10 protein-coding genes are annotated in these 19,620 nt (G+C 72.2%); 1 reads left to right on the top strand and 9 read right to left on the bottom strand.

The window, feature by feature from the left end; translation table 11 throughout:
- Window positions 1-1,607: 1,607 nt before the first annotated feature.
- The 5 genes from ABZ924_RS25215 to ABZ924_RS25195 all read right to left on the bottom strand — a co-directional run bounded on the left by ABZ924_RS25215 (window position 1,608) and on the right by ABZ924_RS25195 (window position 6,172).
- Window positions 1,608-1,946, bottom strand: a complete 339-nt coding sequence (locus ABZ924_RS25215) for a hypothetical protein (RefSeq protein WP_361913956.1) — start codon at window positions 1,944-1,946, stop codon at window positions 1,608-1,610.
- 437 nt (window positions 1,947-2,383) lie between these two features.
- Window positions 2,384-3,580 carry a helix-turn-helix transcriptional regulator gene (locus ABZ924_RS25210; protein ID WP_361913953.1) on the bottom strand — a complete coding sequence of 399 codons (1,197 nt, stop codon included), beginning with the start codon at window positions 3,578-3,580 and terminating at the stop codon, window positions 2,384-2,386.
- A 244-nt stretch (window positions 3,581-3,824) separates the two neighbouring features.
- Complete coding sequence (locus ABZ924_RS25205; RefSeq protein WP_361913950.1) at window positions 3,825-4,253, bottom strand: VOC family protein; 429 nt, start codon at window positions 4,251-4,253, stop codon at window positions 3,825-3,827.
- A 24-nt stretch (window positions 4,254-4,277) separates the two neighbouring features.
- On the bottom strand, window positions 4,278-4,925 hold the full coding sequence (locus ABZ924_RS25200) for a response regulator transcription factor (protein ID WP_361913947.1): 648 nt from the start codon (window positions 4,923-4,925) through the stop codon (window positions 4,278-4,280).
- On the bottom strand, window positions 4,916-6,172 hold the full coding sequence (locus tag ABZ924_RS25195; protein ID WP_361913944.1) for a histidine kinase: 1,257 nt from the start codon (window positions 6,170-6,172) through the stop codon (window positions 4,916-4,918). The genes ABZ924_RS25200 and ABZ924_RS25195 overlap by 10 nt, the downstream gene beginning before the upstream one ends.
- A 155-nt stretch (window positions 6,173-6,327) precedes the next feature.
- Here ABZ924_RS25195 and ABZ924_RS25190 point away from each other — a divergent pair, with 155 nt between their 5' ends.
- Window positions 6,328-6,738 (top strand): hypothetical protein, encoded by a 411-nt coding sequence (locus tag ABZ924_RS25190; RefSeq protein ID WP_361913941.1) that lies wholly within the window; start codon window positions 6,328-6,330, stop codon window positions 6,736-6,738.
- Window positions 6,739-6,794: 56 nt separating this feature from the next.
- Here the strand turns inward: ABZ924_RS25190 and ABZ924_RS25185 are convergent, their stop codons facing one another.
- The 4 genes from ABZ924_RS25185 to ABZ924_RS25170 form a co-directional block, all read right to left on the bottom strand.
- Complete coding sequence (locus ABZ924_RS25185) at window positions 6,795-7,061, bottom strand: hypothetical protein (RefSeq protein WP_361913938.1); 267 nt, start codon at window positions 7,059-7,061, stop codon at window positions 6,795-6,797.
- A 6-nt stretch (window positions 7,062-7,067) separates the two neighbouring features.
- On the bottom strand, window positions 7,068-8,447 hold the full coding sequence (locus tag ABZ924_RS25180) for a S8 family serine peptidase (protein WP_361913935.1): 1,380 nt from the start codon (window positions 8,445-8,447) through the stop codon (window positions 7,068-7,070).
- Between the two features lie 380 nt (window positions 8,448-8,827).
- Complete coding sequence (locus ABZ924_RS25175) at window positions 8,828-11,017, bottom strand: condensation domain-containing protein (RefSeq protein WP_361913932.1); 2,190 nt, start codon at window positions 11,015-11,017, stop codon at window positions 8,828-8,830.
- A gap of 110 nt (window positions 11,018-11,127) precedes the next feature.
- Window positions 11,128-19,614, bottom strand: a complete 8,487-nt coding sequence (locus ABZ924_RS25170) for an SDR family NAD(P)-dependent oxidoreductase (protein WP_361913982.1) — start codon at window positions 19,612-19,614, stop codon at window positions 11,128-11,130.
- Between the last annotated feature and the right edge of the window lie 6 nt (window positions 19,615-19,620).

Genomic DNA, 19,620 nt, shown 5'->3' with positions numbered 1-19,620 from the left:
CCCAGGAGGCGCAGGTTCTTCGCTACGGCAAGGAGGTCACCCTTCGCGATGTGGAGCGCCTCGAGGCATTCATGAAGGCCCAAACCGACCGGCTCCCGCGGGCTGATCGGGGATCTGCTGAGCGTAAAATGGTGCGCTCTGTCGAGAATGCCCTTCAGCATCACGTTGTTACACTCCAGCATTGCCTGTCCTTCCCTGAGGCGGATGCTGGGCCTCAGGAGCTAGTCCGCTGGAAGGTAATTCTCTCGTGGAACTCGCTCTGTTCGTTGGTTTCTCCGTGGTGGGGGCATCAAGAGTACGACCAAGAGAGGTGGCACTCGGTTAGGCGTTGGGATGAAATCCAGCAAGACGAGTGCAATCTGCCGCCTGCGACTGTCGAGCCCCAGGGGGAAATAGGGTAGAGTGATAGCATTAGCGGCTAGATCGAGCTAGACAGGTTTCTAGGGTGACCACTAGCACGCTGTTCCTGCGCGAATTCCTCAAGGTTTTACCTGCTGGAAACTGCTCAGGATAGCGAACTGAAGCCCCCGTCAAGCGAGCCTTGACGGGGGCTTCAGGGCAAGCCAGCACACGGCCCCCTGACCCTGTTCGACCCAACCCGAACAGGGCCCCTCGCGTGCGTGCCGTCTGACGGCAACCCCGACGGAACAGTGGAGGACAGCAGGGCACTCCCCCTCATGTCCGCGGACTAGCAGAATTCTGCCGACCTGCGAGAGCATGATGACAGCACTTCAGTACGTACGCGTACCATGTGCTGGTGGGGGCCACGCCGGTCCTAGTTCACCACTGCATTGGTGCCACTACCGTTTTCTACGATCCCGATGCTCCGCCTACTGGACGCGCCGCGAACTCACTGAGCAGTTTATCAACGGGCCTCCCGCCAGGCAGGGGGGCTTAGTGGCTGCGCGACCACATGCTCGGATGCGATCGATGGTGATCTTGGCCCTAACGCAAGGTAGCTCACTTTCGACTTCCCCGACGCAGAAGCTGCCGCGAGGCTCGGAGAGTGCCATTGGTGCGAACCTTGGCGGGTATGACGGGTTTGATAATAGCTGTGTGACCTATTGTGTCGACATCCTGCGGGCTGGCGGGGTCGACCTCCCTGAAGGCGTCGTTGAATGGCCGTGCTACGAGGAAGGATGAACAGAGGGTGAGTCAGGTGGGCGGCCCGTCGCAGTACACCAGAGTGTTGGCGGAGATTATTACCAGCCCGATTGTTGGTGGTTTGCACCTTCGTCGAGTTGGTGAACTTCTCGTGGCGCGCGAAGAGCTTAACGAGCGTTTTCTGGATCGAATATAGCGGAAATTCTCGGATTCCGAGTTCGATGAAATGATCGTTCGGTCATCAGAACTCGATGACGAATATGTCCGTGTGTGGAGAGCTTGCCAAGAGGGAACTCGTGAGTGGCGCCACTCTGAAGGATTGCCGTCGTTGGCTCTCGCGCTGAAGCAAGCCGCCGATTACTACCGTGGTGTTGCATCAGCCGCCTGATGCTGAACAGGAATGGAAAGCGAGCGGCCCCAATGGGATCATTTTGGTGGGGCCGCTCGCGTGTACGGGGGCGCCTGACGCCAGTAGTCAGCAGCAGACGGCTGGGGGCGAGGTGCTACTCGTCTTCGTCGTCCTCCAGGTCATCCACAGTGTCGAGATCGTCGTCGGCGGGTGTGGACAGGCGTTCGCCTCGGCTGACCGCGATCCGCTGCACATTGGTCAGTGCTTCGGTCAACTGGAGCGCCAGCAGGTGCAATTCACCTTGCGTCCACTGGCGGCTGTCCAGAACGCGCTTCGCTTCACGGAGGAGTTCACCGGCCAGACCGAGCTGGGCGGACTCCATGTTGTCCGCGAGCCGTGACAGGTACCCGGTTCCGTCGCCCGCGAGATAGGACGGCTTGCCGTCTTGCCCGGCCCAGGGCAGCAGACGCAGCTGACCCGCCGGGCTCACCATGCTTGTACCGCCACTCCGCTGACCAGCGGTGCATTGAGGCCGTGCACGGCCCGCCGGACCACGCGTGGCCGTGCCCACTGGCGCTGTTGCCTCCGGCGCTCGTGCGTGACCAGGTACGGGCGAACCAGCTCGGTCTCCGCACCGCGCAATACCGGGCTAGCCGATGCGCGGGAGGGACACGCGATCGGCGCCTTCACGCAGTGGCCGGCGGATCGCTGATCTGGTCCGCGATGGCAGCCCGATACGGGCCACAGCAGCCGCAGCAGCGGCTCGAAGATGCGGACGGTACAGTGCGGCACGTCGACGCTCCTTGTCAGCGTTGGCCATGCCCCCGGACCGTTCACCCGGTCGCGGAGGTCCTGACGAGAGGTCAGCCTGCCGATCGGCGATGCGCGGAGGTTGCACCAAGATGTGCAACGTCCCTTGGCCGGGATCTGCTATATCCCGACCCACTCCGCGTATTGCGCCAGCGCATTGCTACGCATCCGCTCCTGCCGTCTCAATGCGAGTACCGTCTCTCGCACGGTTGGGTGGTAGCGAGTCTGCTGGGGGGCGATACGCCGGGCCTGGAGCAGGCAGTCCAGCGCCTGCTCCGGATGGCTCGCCCAAGCGTGGGCCCGGCCGAGGTCCATCCAGTGGTGCCCGGCTCTGGAACGGGTCCAGCCCCGCGGAATGCGTACGTCCTCGGCGAGCTCGATCGCACGCCCGAAGTCGTCCATCTCGGAGGCGATGGCCACCGCGTGCACACCGACGTTGGTCGGCCCCCAGGTGACGCCGAAGTCGGGCAGTTCACCCGTGGTCCGCGCGAGGGCCCGGGCTTCGGCCAGGCGGGCGTCGGCATGGTACCGGTCCTTCATCCGGCCCGCGATCACCGCAGCCCGCAACTGCATCACGCCCCGCATCGCCTCCACACCTGACGGATGGCGCGCATCCTGACCGTCGAGATCGCGCAGCGCCCGGTCGATCACGCGGATGCCCACGTCATACCGGCCCGACGACATCGTGGTCTGCGCACGGAGGTAAGCGTGCATGGCGGCCAGGCCCGGCTCGTCTGCGCGCGGCGCGGCCCACGCCAGACGGTCCAGCGCGACAGTCGCCAGGTCGATGTAGCCGAAGTTCCACGCCACGGTGAACACACACCGGAAGGCCCCCGCCAGGCATTCGTGCGCCAGCCGCTGCTCCTCCCCAGTGCTGGTGTGCACTGCCTGTACCGACTCGTCGATCAGCGCAGGAAGGTCGCGCACCATGTCCGTGTACTGCGCCTGACGACGCTGTACGAGGGCACGCTGAACATCGGCCTGAATCAAGGCAACCGGACGGGGCCCCGTCTCCCAGTCCAGAGCGATGTCCCAGTTCTCCAGCCCCTCACGAATCGGTTGGATCAACGCGTCCATCCGGTCCCGACGCAGCTCCTCGGCGTACGGCTGCCCCAACAGGTCCGATGTGGAAACCCCCAGCGCGCGGGCACAAGCAGCAACAAGGGCCGGAGAGGCGGGCTTCTGCCCGCACTCCACCTTGGACAACAGCGACTTCGACAGGTGAGCCCGCATTGCCAGCCCCTGCTGAGTCAGGCCGCGCTGTTTCCGGATGCGGGCGATCCGGGCGCCGGCGTGCTCCTCGATGCTCTCCGGCACGGCGAACTCCGTTCTGCGGCGACACTCAGACGGTACCCCCACCACGCCGCCCAGCATCAGCCGAACGGTGATGGCCCCCGATGGCCACCGGCCACCACCTGCCAGCCCGAGGCTCCGACCACACTCCAGCCGGACGACCAGCCGACAGGCACGGCGTATCGCCGAAGCGGGATGCGCCCAAGCTTTCTCTACCTCTTCAAGGCGATCCAACTGACGCGGGTCGGGCGGCATGGCTTGGCGGCGGTCAGTCGAGGCAGAAATCGTTGCCTTCTATGTCCTGCATGGGGATGCAGGCGTCGTTGCCGTCGTACAGGGTTTGGACGTGTACGGCTCCGAGGGGGAGTAGGCGGGCGCATTCGGCCTCGAGGGCGGCGAGGCGTTCTTCGCCCACGAGGCCCGTGGCGACCCGTACGTCGAGGTGCAGCCGGTTCTTGGCGGCCTTGCCTTCCGGGACGCGCTGGAAGTACAGGCGCGGGCCCACGCCTGAGGGGTCGACGCAGGCGAACCAGGAATCCTGTTCCTCGGGTGGCTGCGCGTGCTTGTATGCGTCCCAGGTGGCGAAGCCCTTCGGCGGCGGCGGTATGACGTAGCCCAGCACCTCGCACCAGAAGCGGGCGAGGCGCTCGGGTTCCGCGCAGTCGAAGGTGACCTGGAACTGCTTGATCGAGGGCATTTGGTCACGGTAACAGCCCCGCTTTTACGGGTTGTTGAGGTACGTGAGGACGGCCAGGACGCGGCGGTTGGTGTGGTCGGAGGTGGTGATGTCCAGCTTCGTGAAGAGGGACGTCGTGTACTTGCTGATGGCGCCCTCGCTCAGGAAGAGGCGTTGGGCTATCGCCTGGTTGGAGAGGCCTTCGGCCATCAGGGTGAGGACCTGGTGTTCGCGGTCGGTGAGGTGGTCCAGGCGGCGGGTTGAAGGGCCGTTGGAGAGGAGCTTCGCGATGACCGTGGGGTCCATTGCGGTTCCGCCGGCGGCCACGCGTTCCAGGGCGTCGTTGAACTGGTCCGCGTCGAACACGCTGTCCTTGAGGAAGTAGCCGATGCCGCCGGAGCCGTCGGCCAGGAGTTCGCGGGCGTAGAGCTGCTCCACGTACTGGGACAGGATCAGGATCGGCAGGCCCGGGTGTGCACGGCGGGCTGCCAGGGCCGCCTGGAGGCCTTCGTCCGATTGGGTCGGGGGCATGCGGACGTCGACGACGGCGACGTCCGGGTGGTGGGTGAGGAGGGCCTCCAGGGTTTCGGGGCCGGTTGTTGCCGTGGCTACTACCTGGTGGCCGTACGCCTCGAGGAGGCGGACCATTCCGTCTCGGAGGAGGTAGAGGTCTTCGGCTACGACTATGCGCATGGCACCACCAGGGTTGCGAGGGTCGGGCCGCCCGTCGGGCTCGTGAGCTCCAGGGTGCCGTCGAAGGCGGACAAGCGGCGGCGGAGGCCTGCAAGGCCGCCGCCGGGGGTGATGTCGGCGCCGCCCCGGCCGTTGTCCTCCACCTGGATGAGCACGGAGGTGGTGGTGCGGGTGAGGGAGATGCGGGCCTGGGTTGCGTGGGCGTGCTTCGTTGCGTTCGTGAGGAGTTCGGCCGTGGCGAAGTACAGGGCGGACTCGATCGGGGGGTCGAGGGCGCAGTCGTCGAGGGCTGCGGTGACTGTTGTTTCCAGGGGGCTGTCCAGGGCCAGGGCGCGGACGGCGTCGACCAGGCCTCGGTCGTTCAGGACGGGCGGGTTGATGCCCCTGACCAGTTCGCGGAGTTCGGTGAGGGAGGCGGTGGCGCCGGCGCGGGCTTCCCGCATGAGGGTTCTGGCCTGGTCGGGGTCGGTTTCCATCAGCTTTTCGGCGATTGCGAGGGAGAGGCCCAGGGAGACCAGGCGGGCCTGTGCGCCGTCGTGCAGGTCCCGCTCGATGCGGCGGATCTCGGCGGCCTGGGCGACCGTTGCCTCCGCGCGCTGGGCGGTCAGCTCCTCCACCCGGTCCGCCAGCACCATCGAGGGCGAGGGGCGCAAGAAGTGGACGGCTACCGGGACCAGACAGCGCCAGGCGTACGGGGACGAGGCTACGGCCACCATCAGGGCCAGGACGCCCACGGCGCGGCCCAGGAGCTCCGGCCGGGTGAGGCCGAGGACGGCTGCGGCTGCCCCCGCCGGCGGGACGCACGCGACCAGGCCCGCGGTGAAGGGGGCGATGGCCGTGAAACGGAGGTCGCGCCAGTTCGCGGGATCGTTCCAGCGGATCCGCCGCCGCTGGTCCATGAGCGCGTCGCGACGGGTGCGTTCGTAGCCGAAGCCGTTCCACCAGTAGCCGGTGGAGAGTTGGGTGACGGGTGGGGCCTGGCGGTAGCCCGCGGGGATCACTGTGTCCGTCCACCTCGCGACGAGGAAGCGGACCGTCCGGCAGACCGGGCGGGGCAGGGCGAGCGTGCCCACGGTGGTGAGGACGAACGGGCCCAGCCACGACCACGGGTTGCCCGCGCCCCACCGGATGCCGAGCGCCACGGCGGCGGCCCACACCGCCGGAACCGCCATGGTGACCGCCGCCACGGTGCACGCCCGTAAGGCCCCCGTGCCGGCCCGCTTCAGCCATAGACCCAGATGTCTCATGGTCCCCCCTCGGTCTTCTTTCCCCTTGGTGCTCCTACTGTGCACCCCTGCCGTTGCCGCCGACGCCCTGGTCAGGGTGGTAGTGGGGCTGGACCCACCCGAGTGTGGGGCCAGACGGATAGGGGGGACGGCGGTCGCTCCGTAGCGTCGGTGGCATGGAAACCAGCAGGGAAACCGACATCCGACGGGCCTTCGACACGGCGAGGAAAAGCATCACAGCGTACGGCGCACTCAGCGTCCTCGGACTGCTCGCCGTCATTGCGGTGGCGGGCAGCGGGCACATGGTCAACGGGTTCATGTGGGTGCGGGCGGTTCTGCTGCCCGTGGTCGCCCTGGTGGTGCACCGGGTGGTCGTGTCCGCTTCCCGGGGGTCGCGACGGGCCTTCGAGCGGTTGCGCGGCCTCGCCGTCGTCATGCCGATCGCCATCATCGGCGTTGATGTGATCCCCGGGGTGTGTCCGCCCTGGTACGCCTTGATGCAGGTCGTCTGCATGGTGCCCGTCATTCGCGTTGCGTTCCTTACGCGGGGTGCCGCACTGCGTGCCGCATGTGCGAAGGCGGGCTGAGGCCCCGAAAGGGCCGGCCCGCCACGGTGGCGGGCCGGCCCGTGTGCTGTTCTGCGCTACTTCTCGTCAGGGGCGGGTTGGGGCGGGCCGAAGGGTTCGATCTTCGGGTTGGCGTACGGGCCCTTCATGCCCGGTGTGCCGCTTACGCGTTCGGCCGCTGCTTCGGTGACGAGGAGGGCGTACGTGCCGTTGTGCAGGTCGATGAGGCCGTAGGCGGTGTCGACCTCCTCGGGGGTGAGGCCGAGCTTCTGTACGGCGTCGTCGAGTGTGGCCCCCGGCGGGAGCTCGACCGTGATGAGGGTGGTGGGCGTGTCGGGGGCCATCGCCGACTACCTGCGGCTGCGGCTGCGGCTGCGGTGGCCGTTCTTCTGGCGGCGGCGCAGCGCGTCCATGATGGCCGACGGGTTGATCACGCCGAAGCCGGTGTCGAAGTCGAACCCCGCGGTGCCGAGGTCGTCGGCGGTGCGGCGCAGCAGCGTACGGAGCTCGGCCGGCTTGATGGCGCTGACCGGCCAGTGCGTGCGGATGGCGGCGACGACGCCCGCGGCGACCGGGCAGGCCGCCGAGGTACCGGAGTCCGGCTTGTGCGCGCCGAAGGCGTGCGAGCCCTCGAAGTGCGTGTACGCGCAGAGGTCCGGCTTGTCGCTGCTGAGCCGTCCGGGGCCCTGGGAGGAGTAGCCGACCCGGTCTCCCCGGGTGTCGACGCCGCCGATCGACAGGACACGCGGGTGGGAGTTGGCGCCGCAGATGGGACGGCTGGTGAACTCGCACCGCCCGTCCGGGCAGTCGCGGCCGCAGTTGCCGGCCGCGAACAGGATGTCCGCGCCCGCGGCCTCCAGGGCGGTCACCATCAGGTTGAAGGGGTGGGCGCGGTTGTCCGAGTAGTTGCCGGGGTGGCCGGGCGGGAAGTCCCACCGGGGCGAGAAGGAGCCCCAGCTGTTGCTGACCACGAGCGCCCTCTTGTCCTGCGGCATCGCCGCGAGCACGCCCAGCAGGTGGGCGTAGGCGGCGACCGCGTCCGAGAGCAGCCCGCTCATGACGGTCGGCCCGGGGCGCCGGGAGAGCAGCACGGGGATGTCGAGCAGGGTCGCCTTCGGCGCGGCGATGAGGGCGTCGAACGCGCACATGGTGCCGTGGTGGACCGGGAACTTCCCCGGTTGGCCGACCACGCCCGGGGGGTTCCAGCTGCGTGCCGCGTCGACCGTGATCGGGCGGTCCAGTTCGTCGCTCAGGTGCTGGGTGTTGATGCCGGTGTCGGTGATCGCCAGGGCGACGCCGCTGCCGTCGAGGTTGTCCGCCCCCAGCTCGGCGAGGAGGTCCCGCACGTCCTGCCAGTCGCCGACGGGGGAGTCCCCGCCACACGTGGGCACCCCCTCGATGACCGGGTCGGCGGAGATCCCGACGATCTCCGGGTGGGCGAGGGAGAGCATCGCGATCCGGTCGGCGGTGTCGTAGTCGTGGATCTCCCCGCGGACCAGAACGGTGGCGTCCTGTGGCTCCATGGAGAACCTGAGTGGCTGGTCCAGGGACAGTGGATCCCCGTCCGTCATGGTCGGTACCGGTCTGGGCACCGCCACCGGGGTGAACGATTGGTCCAGCTCGATGCCGGACAGACGCCCTGCGACGTCTTCGGTCGTCGCGGTGAGCTGCGGGTTCACCACGGCCTCCACGAGATCGCGCTCGGGCCGCATCTGGATGAGGACGCGCATGTCTTCTCCTCGGGGTCGGACGGCGCCCAGGTGCACGGCGCACCGGAGCCGCGTGCTCGACTCGGCCGCGGCTCGGGGAGGCGGGTACGTCTGGGCGGTGGGGTCTGGGAAGGGCGTTCCGCGGGTTTCGTACCGGCCGCCGGTCGACCAGACCGGTGTTGCGCCGGCAACGGGCCGGAAGGAGCGCCCGTCCCATGCTCACCACGGTGTCGCGGCGCCGCACCTCCATGCCGCCAATCGGCCCACGGGGCCCGGCCGGGGGGATGCGGAACGGCCGGTGGGCCGGGGCTGGTGCCCCGGCCCACCGGCCGTCTCCCGTTCGGTTCGTGCGTTCGGTTCGTGTGCTGTGCTGCTGCTGTGCTGTGCTGGGCTGCGCTGCCTCAGGCCGCCGTGCGGGCTATGTGGGTGGCCAGCTTTTCCGGGGTCGGGTGGGCGAACAGGTCCGCCAGCTTCACCCGGACCGTCAGGTGCATGTTGCGCTTCACCCGCTGCAGGAGCTGGATGCCCAGCAGGGAGTGGCCGCCGCTGGCGAAGAAGCCGGAGCGGACCGTCAGGTCGTCCCGCTTGAGGTACTCGCGCCACAGCAGCAGCAGGCGGTCGGCGAGCTCCTCGGCGTCCATGCCGTCGGCCTCCGGCGCGGCCGGCTCCTCGCGCAGGAGGCGTTCGGCGCGCAGGGCCAGGCCCTCCAGGTCGGGCAGGCCCGCGACCTCGGGCAGGGCGTCCGTGATCACCACCTGGTGCGGTTCGGCGGCGCCGGGCAGGTCCGCGCGGATCTGCTTCAGGAGCCGGTCCGCCAGGTCCGCGGCCGCCGTCGTGGCCACGAAGGAGACCAGGACGGGATCGGCGCCGGCCGCCGCCGGTACCGCGACCGTCGCGGCGTTCACGACGTCCGGGTGGGCCAGCAGCACCCCGTCGATGTCGTCCAGCGGCACCGTCGTGCCCTGGACGGTGACCCGGCGGTCCTTGCGGCCCAGGAGCTCGAGGCGGCCGTCGGGCAGCCAGCGGGCCAGCTCGGCCGTGGGGGCCGGCTCGCCGTCCGGGCCCGTCAGGTGCAGTTCGCCGCGGACGAGGAGGGGGAGCTCCTGGCCGTCCGGGCCCGCCACGTACGCCCGTACGCCGCTCAGCTCACCGCGGGCGTACCGGGAGAACCGGGCCACCGCGGGGGAGGCCGCGTACGCCTGCGGGAGTCCGCCGCGGTGGCCGGCCTCCACGGCCGCGGTGTCCTCGGCGCCCCAGGCGGCGATCTCGCCGACCGCCGTGGTGGGCGCGGCCTCGCCGAGCCGGACCAGCAGGGCGTCGTAGCGGGCCAGCAGCAGGTCCACCTCGTGCGGGCCGAACGCCTGGGTGCGGTAGACGGCGCGGATCCGGGTCTCGGCGTGCTCGTCCTCGCCCTCCGGCATGAAGAAGAACTCGAGGTCGAACTTGCTGAAACCGTTCTCCACGCCGCGGATCCGGGCCGGGTGCCCGGCCACCGCGAACTCGGCGGACGTACCGCCGGGCACGTAGTTGAACAGGTGCGTGCACAGCGAGTTGCGCCAGCCGGAGCCGCCGCTGTCGCGGACCTCGTCCAGGACCGACTCGGCCGGCACGCCCGAATGGCCGAGGCCCTCCAGGAACACCGAACGCGCCCGGTTGACCAGCCGCTTGAACGGCTTCGCCGGATCCACCTTCACCCGCAGCGGCAGCACGTTGACGTGGTAGCCCATCGCGCCCTCCTGCCCGGCCGGGCGGACGCTGACCGGCGAGCCGACGACGATGTCCTGCCCGGCGCCGTGCCGCGACAGCAGCAGCGCGTACGCGGCCAGCAGGACCACCGCCTGCGGCGCCCGCAGCTCGCGCTGCAGCCGGGCCACCACGGCGCGGGCCTCGGCCGACAGCGCGTACCAGGTGCTGCCGCCCGCCAGGTCGGGCGCCTCCGACGGCGGGTTGCCGAACCACAGGCCGCCCTCGGGCGCCCGGTAGCCGCGCAGCTGCTCGCGCCAGAACTCCACACTGGCCGCGCCCGGCTCGGGCTCCTCGGCCGCGGCGACCGCCGGCAGTGTGGCGTAGCCGTCGGGCGCCTCGTACGCGCTGATCAGCTCGCCCAGCAGGGTGACCGTCGACATCGCGTCGAAGACCAGGTGGTGCAGCGCCACGCTGACCACCGAGCCTCCGCTGCCCGTGGTGAACAGCGCCGCGCGCAGCAGCGGCGAGCCGTCGAGGGCGAACGGCGCTGCGACGAACGCCTCGACCTCCGCCTGCACCCGCTCCGGGGCCGGGTCCGGCCGGAACTCCTCCACCTCCACGGTGACCGCCGCGGGGTCCAGCACCTCGCGGACCAGCTCGGTCTCACCGGCCCGGAAGACCGTCCGCAGGATGTCGTGCTTGCGCACGACCAGGGTCAGCGCCCGCCCGAGGGCGGCCCGGTCCAGCGGGCCGTCCACGTCGAAGGTCAGGGAGAGGTTGTTGACGCCCGCCCCAGGGACCAGCCGTTCCAGCAGCCACAGGTCGGTCTCCTTGCGTCTGGCGGGAGCCGGAGCCGGAGCCGTGGCCGGAGCCGTGGCCGTGGCCGTATCCAGAGCAGCAACCATGATCGGATCTCCTCATACGTCTCGTACGTGCCGTACGTGTCGTGCGTGCGTCGTCGTCTTTGCGTGCGTGCATGCGTCAATGCGTGCCTGCGGGTGGCTGCCCGCCTGTGTCAGCCCAGTTCGAATTCGCCGTCGAGGATCCCGAAGAGTTCGTCGGCGTCGGCGTCCGCGAGCGCGGCGGCCTCCTCCTCGATGCCGGCCGGCGCGTTCAGCGCCGCCCAGCGGGCGGCCAGCGCCCGCAGCCGCTCACCGACCCGGCTGTGGTCCGTACCGTCCACGACCTCGCCGGCGGCCAGCATCAGCCGGTCCTCCAGCAGGGCCAGTTCGCCCTCCACCGCCCGCAGGGCGGCGGCTCCGGTCTCGTCCGGGGCGAGCTCCTCGCGGATGTAGCCCGCCAGCGCCCGCGACGTCGGGTAGTCGAAGGTCAAGGTGGCCGGCAGCCGCAGTCCGGTCGCCGGCGCGAGCCGGTTGCGGAACTCGACCGCCGCGAGCGAGTCGAAGCCGAGCTGGCCGAAGCCGCGCTCGGGGTCGACCGCATCCGCTCCCGCGTGCCCCAGGACGGCGGCCGCCTGGGAGCGCACCAGGTCCAGTACGAGCTCCTCGCGCTGACCCGCGGGCAGCGCGAGCAGCCGCTCCTTGAGGCTCTGCCCGGCCGCCCCGGCCCCGGCCGCACCCGCCGCCCCGGCGACGGAGCGCCGTACGCCGACCGGCCGGACCAGGGAGCGCAGCACGGCCGGCAGGCCCTGCACCCGCGCCCGCTCGGCCAGCGCCTTCGCATCGAACGGCACCGGCAGCAGCCGCGCCGCCCCGCTCGCCAGCGCCGCGTCGAACAGCGCGAGCCCGTGCTCGCGGCCGAGCGCCGCCGGGCCGGTCCGGGCCACCCGGTCCACGTCGGCCTGGCTGAGGGTGCTGCTCATGCCGCCGGCCTCCGGGTGCCACAGGCCCCACGCCAGGGAGATGGCGGGCAGCCCCTGGGCCCGGCGGTGCGCCGCGAGAGCGTCGAGGTAGGCGTTGGCGGCGGCGTAGTTGCCCTGGCCGGAGCCGTCGAACGTGGCGGCCGTGGAGGAGAACAGGACGAAGGCGTCCAGATCCCCCTGCCCGGCGGTCAGTTCGTGCAGGTGGCGCGCCGCTTCGGCCTTGGGAGCCCATACGGTGCGCAGCTGCTCGGCGGTCAACGACTCCACGGTGGCGTCGGCCAGCACACCGGCGGTGTGGATGACGGCCGTCACCGGATGCGCGGCCAGCAGCGCCGCCACCGCATCCCGGTCGGCGACGTCGCAGGCGACCAGTACCACGGAGGCGCCCGCGGCCTGGAGCTCCGCGGCCAACTCGGCCGCACCCGGCGCCTCGGCCCCGCGGCGGCTGGTCAGCACCAGGCTCCGTACGCCGTGCTCCGCGACCAGGTGCCGGGCGGTCAGCGCGCCCAGCCCGCCGGTGCCGCCGGTGACGAGGACGGTGCCGCCCTCCCGGAACACCGGCGCCCCGGCGGCGTCCCCGGCCGGAGCCGAGGCCGGCGCCAGCCGCGGCACGCGCAGCCGGCCGTCGCGCAGCAGCAGCTCCGGCTCCGCCTCGCCGATCGCCGACAGGTCAGGGGCTTCGGTGTCGGCGTCCAGCAGCACGATCCGCCCTGGGTGCTCGGCCTGCGCCGCGCGCACCAGCCCCCACACGGCGGCCTGCGCCAGGTCGGCCACGTCCTCGCCGTCCGAGGCGGCCACGGCCCCCCGCGTCACGACCAGCAGCGGCGCGGTCCCCGGCAGCTGCGCCCGCAGCCACTCCAGTACGCCGTCCAGCACCGGGCCCGGCTCGCCGCCCGCCGGCACCTCCAGCACCACCGGCGCCTCCTCGAAGGCGGCACCGGCCGCCTCCGGGGCCGGCTCGCTCCACCGCACCTCGTACAGGTCCCGCACCGCGGCCGAGGACCGCAGGTCGTCCGCAGCCACCGGCCGCAGCGCGAGAGCGCCGACCGTGGCCACCGGCGCACCCGCGGCATCCGCGAGGTGCAGCCCGTACCCGGAGGCGGCCGGGGTCACCCGGACGCGCAGGGCGGTGGCGCCGACGGCGTGCAGCACGACGTCGCTCCACGCGAACGGCATTTCGGCCGTGTCCTTCGCCGCCGCGCCCAGCCCGATGGCGTGCAGGGCGGCGTCGAGCAGGGCCGGGTGGAGGCCGAAGCCGCCGGTGTCGCTGCCCTCGGGCAGGGCGACTTCGGCGTACACGTCCTCGCCGAGTCGCCAGGCGGCGTGCAGGCCCTGGAACACCGGCCCGTACTCCAGCCCGCTCGCCGCGAGGTCCTCGTACAGCGAGCTGACGTCGACGGGCTCCGCCCCGGCCGGAGGCCAGACCTCCAGCGAGGTCCCGGCCACCGCGTCCTGCGCGACGAGCACCCCGTCGGCGTGCCGCACCCACGGCTCGTCCTCGGCGCCCTCGGCCCGCGAGAACACGGTGAGGGCGTACGGCTCCCCGCCGCCGACCTGCACGCGCAGGTCCACGGCGCCTTCGGCCGGCACGACCAGCGGGGCGTGCAGGGTGAGGTCCTGGAGGACCCCCGCGCCGAGGTGGTCGCCGGCGCGGACGGCGATGTCCACGAGGGCGGCGCCGGGGACGATGACGGTCCCGGCGACGGCGTGGTCGGCGAGCCAGGGGTGGCTGCGCAGCGACAGCCGGCCCGTGAACAGCACCCCGTCGCCCTCGGGCAGCTCGACCGCGGCACCCAGGACCGCATGCCCGGTGTCCTGCTGCCCGAACTCCTCGGCCCGGCCGGAGCCCGCGAGGGTCCGGTCCGCGAGCCAGTAGCCCGCGTGCTGGAAGGCGTACGTGGGCAGGTCCACGACTCCGGTACGGGCCGCGCCGAAGAACGCGGCCCAGTCGACGGCGGTGCCGTGCAGGTGGAGCCGGGCGACGGCCTCGGTCAGGGCCTGCGCCTCGGGCCGGTCGCGGCGGACCGCGGGGATCGCCACGGACTCCGCGTCGAGGGACTCGGCGGCCATTGCGGTGAGGACCGCGTCCGGGCCGAGCTCGAAGAAGGTGGTGACGCCCTGGCCCTGCAGTGTGTTCACGGCATCGGCGAAGCGGACGGCCTCGCGGACGTGCCGCACCCAGTACTGCGGGTCGGAGAGCTCCTCGTACGAGGCCGGCTTGCCGGTCAGCGTGGACACGATCGGCAGCCGGGGCTCGTCGTAGGCGAGTCCGGCGGCGATCTCCCCGAACTCGGCGAGCATCGGCTCCATCAGCGGCGAGTGGAAGGCGTGGCTGACGACGAGCCGCTTGGTCTTCCGACCGGCCTCTGCGAAGTGGGCGACGACCGTCTCAACGGCGGCCTCCGTACCGGAGACGACGAGCGAGGTCGGCCCGTTGACGGCGGCGATCCCGACTCCGTCGGTCAGGACGGCGCGCACTTCCTCCTCGGTGGCCTGGACGGCGGCCATGGCCCCACCGGCGGGCAGCGCCTGCATCAGCCGACCACGAGCAGCCACCAGCAGAGCCGCGTCCTCAAGGGACCACAGCCCGGCCACGTGCGCAGCAGCCAGCTCACCGATGGAGTGCCCGGCAAGCGCGTCAGCACGCACACCCCAGGCCTCGACCAGCCGGTACAGGGCGACTTCGATGGCGAACAGCGCAGGCTGGGTGTACTCGGTCCGGTTCAGATCAGCCGGGTCCTCGTCGAACAGCACGTCCTTGAGCGGCCGCTCAAGGTGCTCGTCGAAGGCCGCGCAGACCTCGTCCAGGGCGGCGGCAAAAGTGGGGGACTGGGTGTACAGCTCGCGCCCCATGCCCGCCCGCTGGCTGCCCTGCCCCGTGAACAGGAAGGCCGTCAGGCCGCCCGCGGCCGTGCCCGTCAGGGCCGGAGCCTCCAGGCCGGTCAGTGCGCCGTCGCGGTCGGCGGCCACCACGGCCGCCCGGTGGGCGAACGCGGACCGCTGCGTGGCCAGGGCGAACGCGACCGTGGTCAGGTCCGCCTCCGGGTGCGCGGCGAGGAACTCCCGCAGGCGGGCCGCCTGGTCGCGTACGCCGTCCGCCGTCTTGGCCGACACCAGCAGTGGGACCACCGGCAGCGCCTGCACCGGCTCGATGGGCTCCTCGGCCGGGGCTTCCTCCACGATGACGTGGGCGTTCGTACCGCTGATGCCGAAGGAGGAGATGCCCGCGCGGCGGGTCCGCTCACCGGCCGGCCAGGGCCGGGCCTCGGTCAGCAGGGAGACCTCGCCCTCGCTCCAGTCGACGTGGCTGCTGGGGGCGTCGACGCCGAGGGTCATCGGCAGGGTCTCGTGGCGCAGGGCCTCGACCATCTTGATGATGCCCGCGACACCGGCGGCTGCCTGGGTGTGGCCCAGGTTGGACTTCACCGACCCGAGCCACAGCGGCTGGCCGCCTTCCGGCCGGTCCTGGCCGTACGTGGCGAGCAGCGCCTGCGCCTCGATCGGGTCACCGAGCCGCGTACCGGTGCCGTGGCCCTCCACCGCGTCCACATCGGCCGCGGTGAGGTGGGCGGAGGCCAGAGCCTGCCGGATGACCCGCTGCTGCGCGGGCCCGTTGGGCGCGGTGAGCTGGCTGCTGGCGCCGTCCTGGTTGATGGCGGAGCCGCTGACGAGCGCCAGCACGCGGTGGCCGTTCCTCCGGGCGTCGGAGAGCTTCTCAAGGACGAGGACACCGACGCCTTCGCCCCAGCCGGTGCCGTCCGCGGCCTCCGCGTACGGCTTGCAGCGGCCGTCGGCGGCAAGGCCCCGCTGCCGGCTGAAGTCCACGAACGTGTCCGGAGTCGACATCACGGTCACACCGCCCGCCAGGGCGAGCGAGCACTCACCGTTGCGCAGCGCCTGCCCGGCCAGGTGCACGGCCACGAGCGACGAGGAGCACGCGGTGTCGACCGTCAGTGCCGGGCCCTCGAGGCCCAGGGCGTACGAGACCCGGCCGGACACGACACTGCCCAGGCCGCCGTTGCCGAGGTACCCGGCGAGCTCCTCGGGCACCTCGCGCAGCCGCGGCGCGAAGTCGTGGTACATGACGCCCGCGAACACGCCCACGGGAGCGCCGCGCAGCGCCGAGGGGTCGATGCCCGCGCGCTCGAAGGCCTCCCAGGAGGTCTCCAGGAGCAGGCGCTGCTGCGGGTCGGTGGCGAGGGCCTCGCGCGGGCTGATGCCGAAGAAGTCGGCGTCGAAGCGGTCCGCGTCGTACAGGAAGGCGCCCTGGTCGGAGTACGACATGCCCACCGCGTCCGGGTCGGGGTCGTACGAGGCGGCCCAGATCGGTCCGCGGTTGTCGGGGAAGGGTCCGATGGCGTCGCGGCCGCCGGCCAGTAGCTCCCACAGGCCCTCGGGGGAGGTGACTCCGCCGGGGAACCGGCAGGCCATGCCGACGATGGCGATCGGCTCGTCCGCATCGGCCGCACCCGCGCCTGCGCCCGCAACCCCGGTACCCGGGGCGGCGTTCGCCGCGGCGGTGGTGTCGCCGACGAGCTGGTCCCGCAGGTAGCGGGCCAGGGACTGGGCGTCGGGGTAGTCGAAGGTGAGCGTGGCCGGCAGGCGCAGGCCGGTCGCGGCGCCGAGCCGGTTGCGCAGGTCGACGGCGGCCAGCGAGTCGAAGCCGAGGCTGCCGAAGCCGCGTGTCGGGTCGACGGCCTCGGGGCCGTTGTGGCCGAGGGCGGTCGCGACGTGGGTGCGGACCAGCGTCAGCAGGTGGCGGTCCTGGTCGGCGGGGGAGAGGGCCGCCAACTGCGCGCCCAGGGTGTCCCCGCCGCCGGCGGAGCCCGCGGCGGCGCGCCGGGCCGGGACCCGGACCAGGGAGCGCAGCAGGGCCGGTACGCCCTCGGCGCGGGCCCGGCGGCCGAGGGCCGCGGAGTCCAGGCGCAGCGCGAGCAGGTGCGGGCGCTCCGCGCGCAGGGCGGCGTCGAGGAAGGCGAGGCCCTGCTCGGCGGTGTGGGCGGGGGTGCCGGCGCGGGCGGTGCGCTGCACGTCGGCGGTGGTGAGGCCGGCGCCCATGCCGCCCGCGTCGGGGTGCCACAGGCCCCAGGCCAGGGACAGCCCGGGCAGGCCGTGGGCGCGGCGGTGGGTGGCGAGGGCGTCGAGGTAGGCGTTGGCGGCGGCGTAGTTGGCCTGGCCGATGCCGTCGAAGGTGCCGGCGGCGGAGGAGTAGAGCACGAACGCGTCGAGCTCCTGCCCGGCGGTCAGCTCGTGCAGGTGCCGCGCCGCCGCAGCCTTCGGAGCCCATACGGCCGCCAGCTGCTCCGCGGTCAACGACTCCACGGTCGCATCGGCGAGGACACCGGCGGTGTGGACGACCGCCGTCACCGGATACTGCGCGAGCAGCGCCGCGACGGCATCCCGGTCGGCCACGTCACAGGCCGCCAGCACCACGGACGACGCCCCCGCGGCCTCGAGCTCCGCAGCCAGCTCACGGGCCCCCGGAGCCTCGGCGCCCCGACGCCCGACCAGCACCAGGCTCCGCACCCCGTGCTCGGCCACCAGGTGCCGCGCGGTCAGCGCACCCAGCCCACCGGTACCACCGGTGATCAGGACGGTCCCGCCCTCCCGGAACACCGGCGCCGTAGCCCTCTCGACCTCGGCCGGCGCGGTACGCGTCAGCCGTGCCCCGTAGAAGACACCGCCCCGGAGGGCGAGTTCGGGTTCGTCGGCGGGCAGCAGGGGAAGCTCATCGGCATCGGCATCGGCATCGTCGTCGGCGTCGGCGTCGAGGAGGACGAAGTGCCCCGGGTGCTCGGCCTGCGCGGAACGCACCAGGCCCCACACCGCAGCGGTCTCCGGCTCGGCGATGTCCTCACCGGCCCGCACCGCCACCGCACCCCGGGTCCGGACCACCAGCGGCCCGGCCCCGTGCGACGCGGACTCGTCCGCCAGCCACTCCCGGATCCGACCGAGCACCGCCAAGGCCGCATCGGCTTGCGGTACGTCGTACACGGCACCGGCAGCCACACCCGCGGCCTCGCTCCCGCTCCCGGGCAGCCCGGCCCACTCGACGTGGTGCAGCGGCAGCCCCGCGGCTGCGGCGACCCGGCCGCCCGCGAGCGGCCGCAGGACGAGCGAGCCCACGGTGGCGACCGGGCTGCCGGCGGGGTCGCTGAGGTTCAGCGTGACGCCCGAGGCGGTGGGGGTGACGCGGACCCGCAGCGCGGTGGCACCGGTGGCGTGCAGGGCGACCTCGCCCCAGGCGAAGGGCAGTTCGGGGCCGGCGGCGTCCTCGTCCAGGCCGATGACGTGCAGGGCGGCGTCCAGCAGGGCCGGGTGCAGCCCGTACCCGGCGGGCTCGACGCCCTCCGGCAGGGCGACCTCGGCGAACAGCTCGGCCCCGCGCCGCCAGGCGGCCCGCAGGCCCTGGAAGGCGGGCCCGTAGCCGTAGCCCCGGTCCCGCATACGGGCGTACGCGCTCTCGGCGTCGACCGGCAGGGCGGTGGCGCCCTGCGGCGGCCACACCGGGTCGGCCGTGGCGCCGGCCGGTGCGCCGGAGCGCAGGACGCCCTCGGCGTGCCGGGTCCAGTCGGCGTCCACGGTCCGCGAGTGGACGGTCAGGGTACGGCGGCCGTCGGCCTCCGGGCCCTCCACCACGATCTGGAACTCGGTGCTGGCGGTGCGGTCCACCACCAACGGCGCCTGGAGCGTCAGCTCCTCAAGCACCTCGCAGCCCGCCTGCTCACCGGCGGCCAGGGCCAGTTCGACGAAGCCGGTGCCCGGCAGGATGACGGTGTCGCCCACGGCGTGGTCGGCGAGCCAGGGGTGGGTGCGCAGCGACAGCCGGCCGGTCAGGACGAGCCGCTCCGACCCGGCCACGGACACGGCCGCGCCGAGCAGCGGGTGCGCGGCGGCGGTGATGCCGAGGGAGTCGGCGTCCACGCCTGCGGTGCCGGCGTCGATCCAGTAGCGCTTGCGCTGGAAGGGGTACGTGGGCAGGTCGACGACAGCGCCCGGCCCGCCGAGCAGCGCGGCCCAGTCGACCGGGACGCCCCGCGTGTGCAGGGTGGCGAGCGCGGTGAGGAGCGTACGGGGCTCCTCGTGGCCCCGGCGCAGCGCGGGCAGCGCCACCGCGTCGGCGGCGGACTCGGCGGCCATGGCGGTGAGCACCGCGTCGGGGCCGAGTTCGAGGAAGGTGGTGTGGCCCTGGTCTTCCAGGACGGTGACGGCGTCGGCGAACCGCACGGCCTCCCGCACGTGCCGCACCCAGTACTCGGGGTCGGACAGCTCCTCGTACGAGGCCGACTGCCCGGTCAACGTGGAGACGACGGGGATCCGCAGCGGCCCGTAGTCCAGGAGCTGGGCGAACTGCCGGAACTCGGCGAGCATCGGCTCCATCAGCGGCGAATGGAACGCGTGGCTCACCACCAGCCGCTTGGTCTTCCGACCGGCCTCCGCGAAGTGCGCAACGACGGCCTCGACGGCAGCCTCGGCACCCGACACGACGACCGACGTCGGCCCATTGACGGCAGCGATACCGACACCGTCGCCGAGCACCGCACGGACCTCGTCCTCGGTGGCCTGCACGGCGGCCATCGCACCACCGGCGGGCAGCGCCTGCATCAGCCGACCACGAGCAGCCACCAGCAGAGCCGCATCCTCCAGCGACCACAGCCCGGCCACATGCGCAGCAGCCAGCTCACC

Origin of the sequence: Streptomyces sp. NPDC046876, from assembly GCF_040645035.1 — a bacterium.
In the GTDB taxonomy this organism is placed as follows: Bacteria; Actinomycetota; Actinomycetes; order Streptomycetales; family Streptomycetaceae; genus Streptomyces.
Note: the sequence above shows the minus strand (reverse complement) of the source record. Positions and strands in the feature narration are given on the sequence as shown.

Bases quoted from the DNA above. Each gene is read 5' to 3' on its own strand.
- ABZ924_RS25215 (WP_361913956.1), bottom strand. From the start codon at position 1,946: ATGGTGAGCCCGGCGGGTCAGCTGCGTCTGCTGCCCTGGGCCGGGCAA.
- ABZ924_RS25205 (WP_361913950.1), bottom strand. From the start codon at position 4,253: ATGCCCTCGATCAAGCAGTTCCAGGTCACCTTCGACTGCGCGGAACCC.
- ABZ924_RS25200 (WP_361913947.1), bottom strand. From the start codon at position 4,925: ATGCGCATAGTCGTAGCCGAAGACCTCTACCTCCTCCGAGACGGAATG.
- ABZ924_RS25195 (WP_361913944.1), bottom strand. From the start codon at position 6,172: ATGAGACATCTGGGTCTATGGCTGAAGCGGGCCGGCACGGGGGCCTTA.
- ABZ924_RS25190 (WP_361913941.1), top strand. From the start codon at position 6,328: ATGGAAACCAGCAGGGAAACCGACATCCGACGGGCCTTCGACACGGCG.
- ABZ924_RS25185 (WP_361913938.1), bottom strand. From the start codon at position 7,061: ATGGCCCCCGACACGCCCACCACCCTCATCACGGTCGAGCTCCCGCCG.
- ABZ924_RS25180 (WP_361913935.1), bottom strand. From the start codon at position 8,447: ATGCGCGTCCTCATCCAGATGCGGCCCGAGCGCGATCTCGTGGAGGCC.
- ABZ924_RS25175 (WP_361913932.1), bottom strand. From the start codon at position 11,017: ATGGTTGCTGCTCTGGATACGGCCACGGCCACGGCTCCGGCCACGGCT.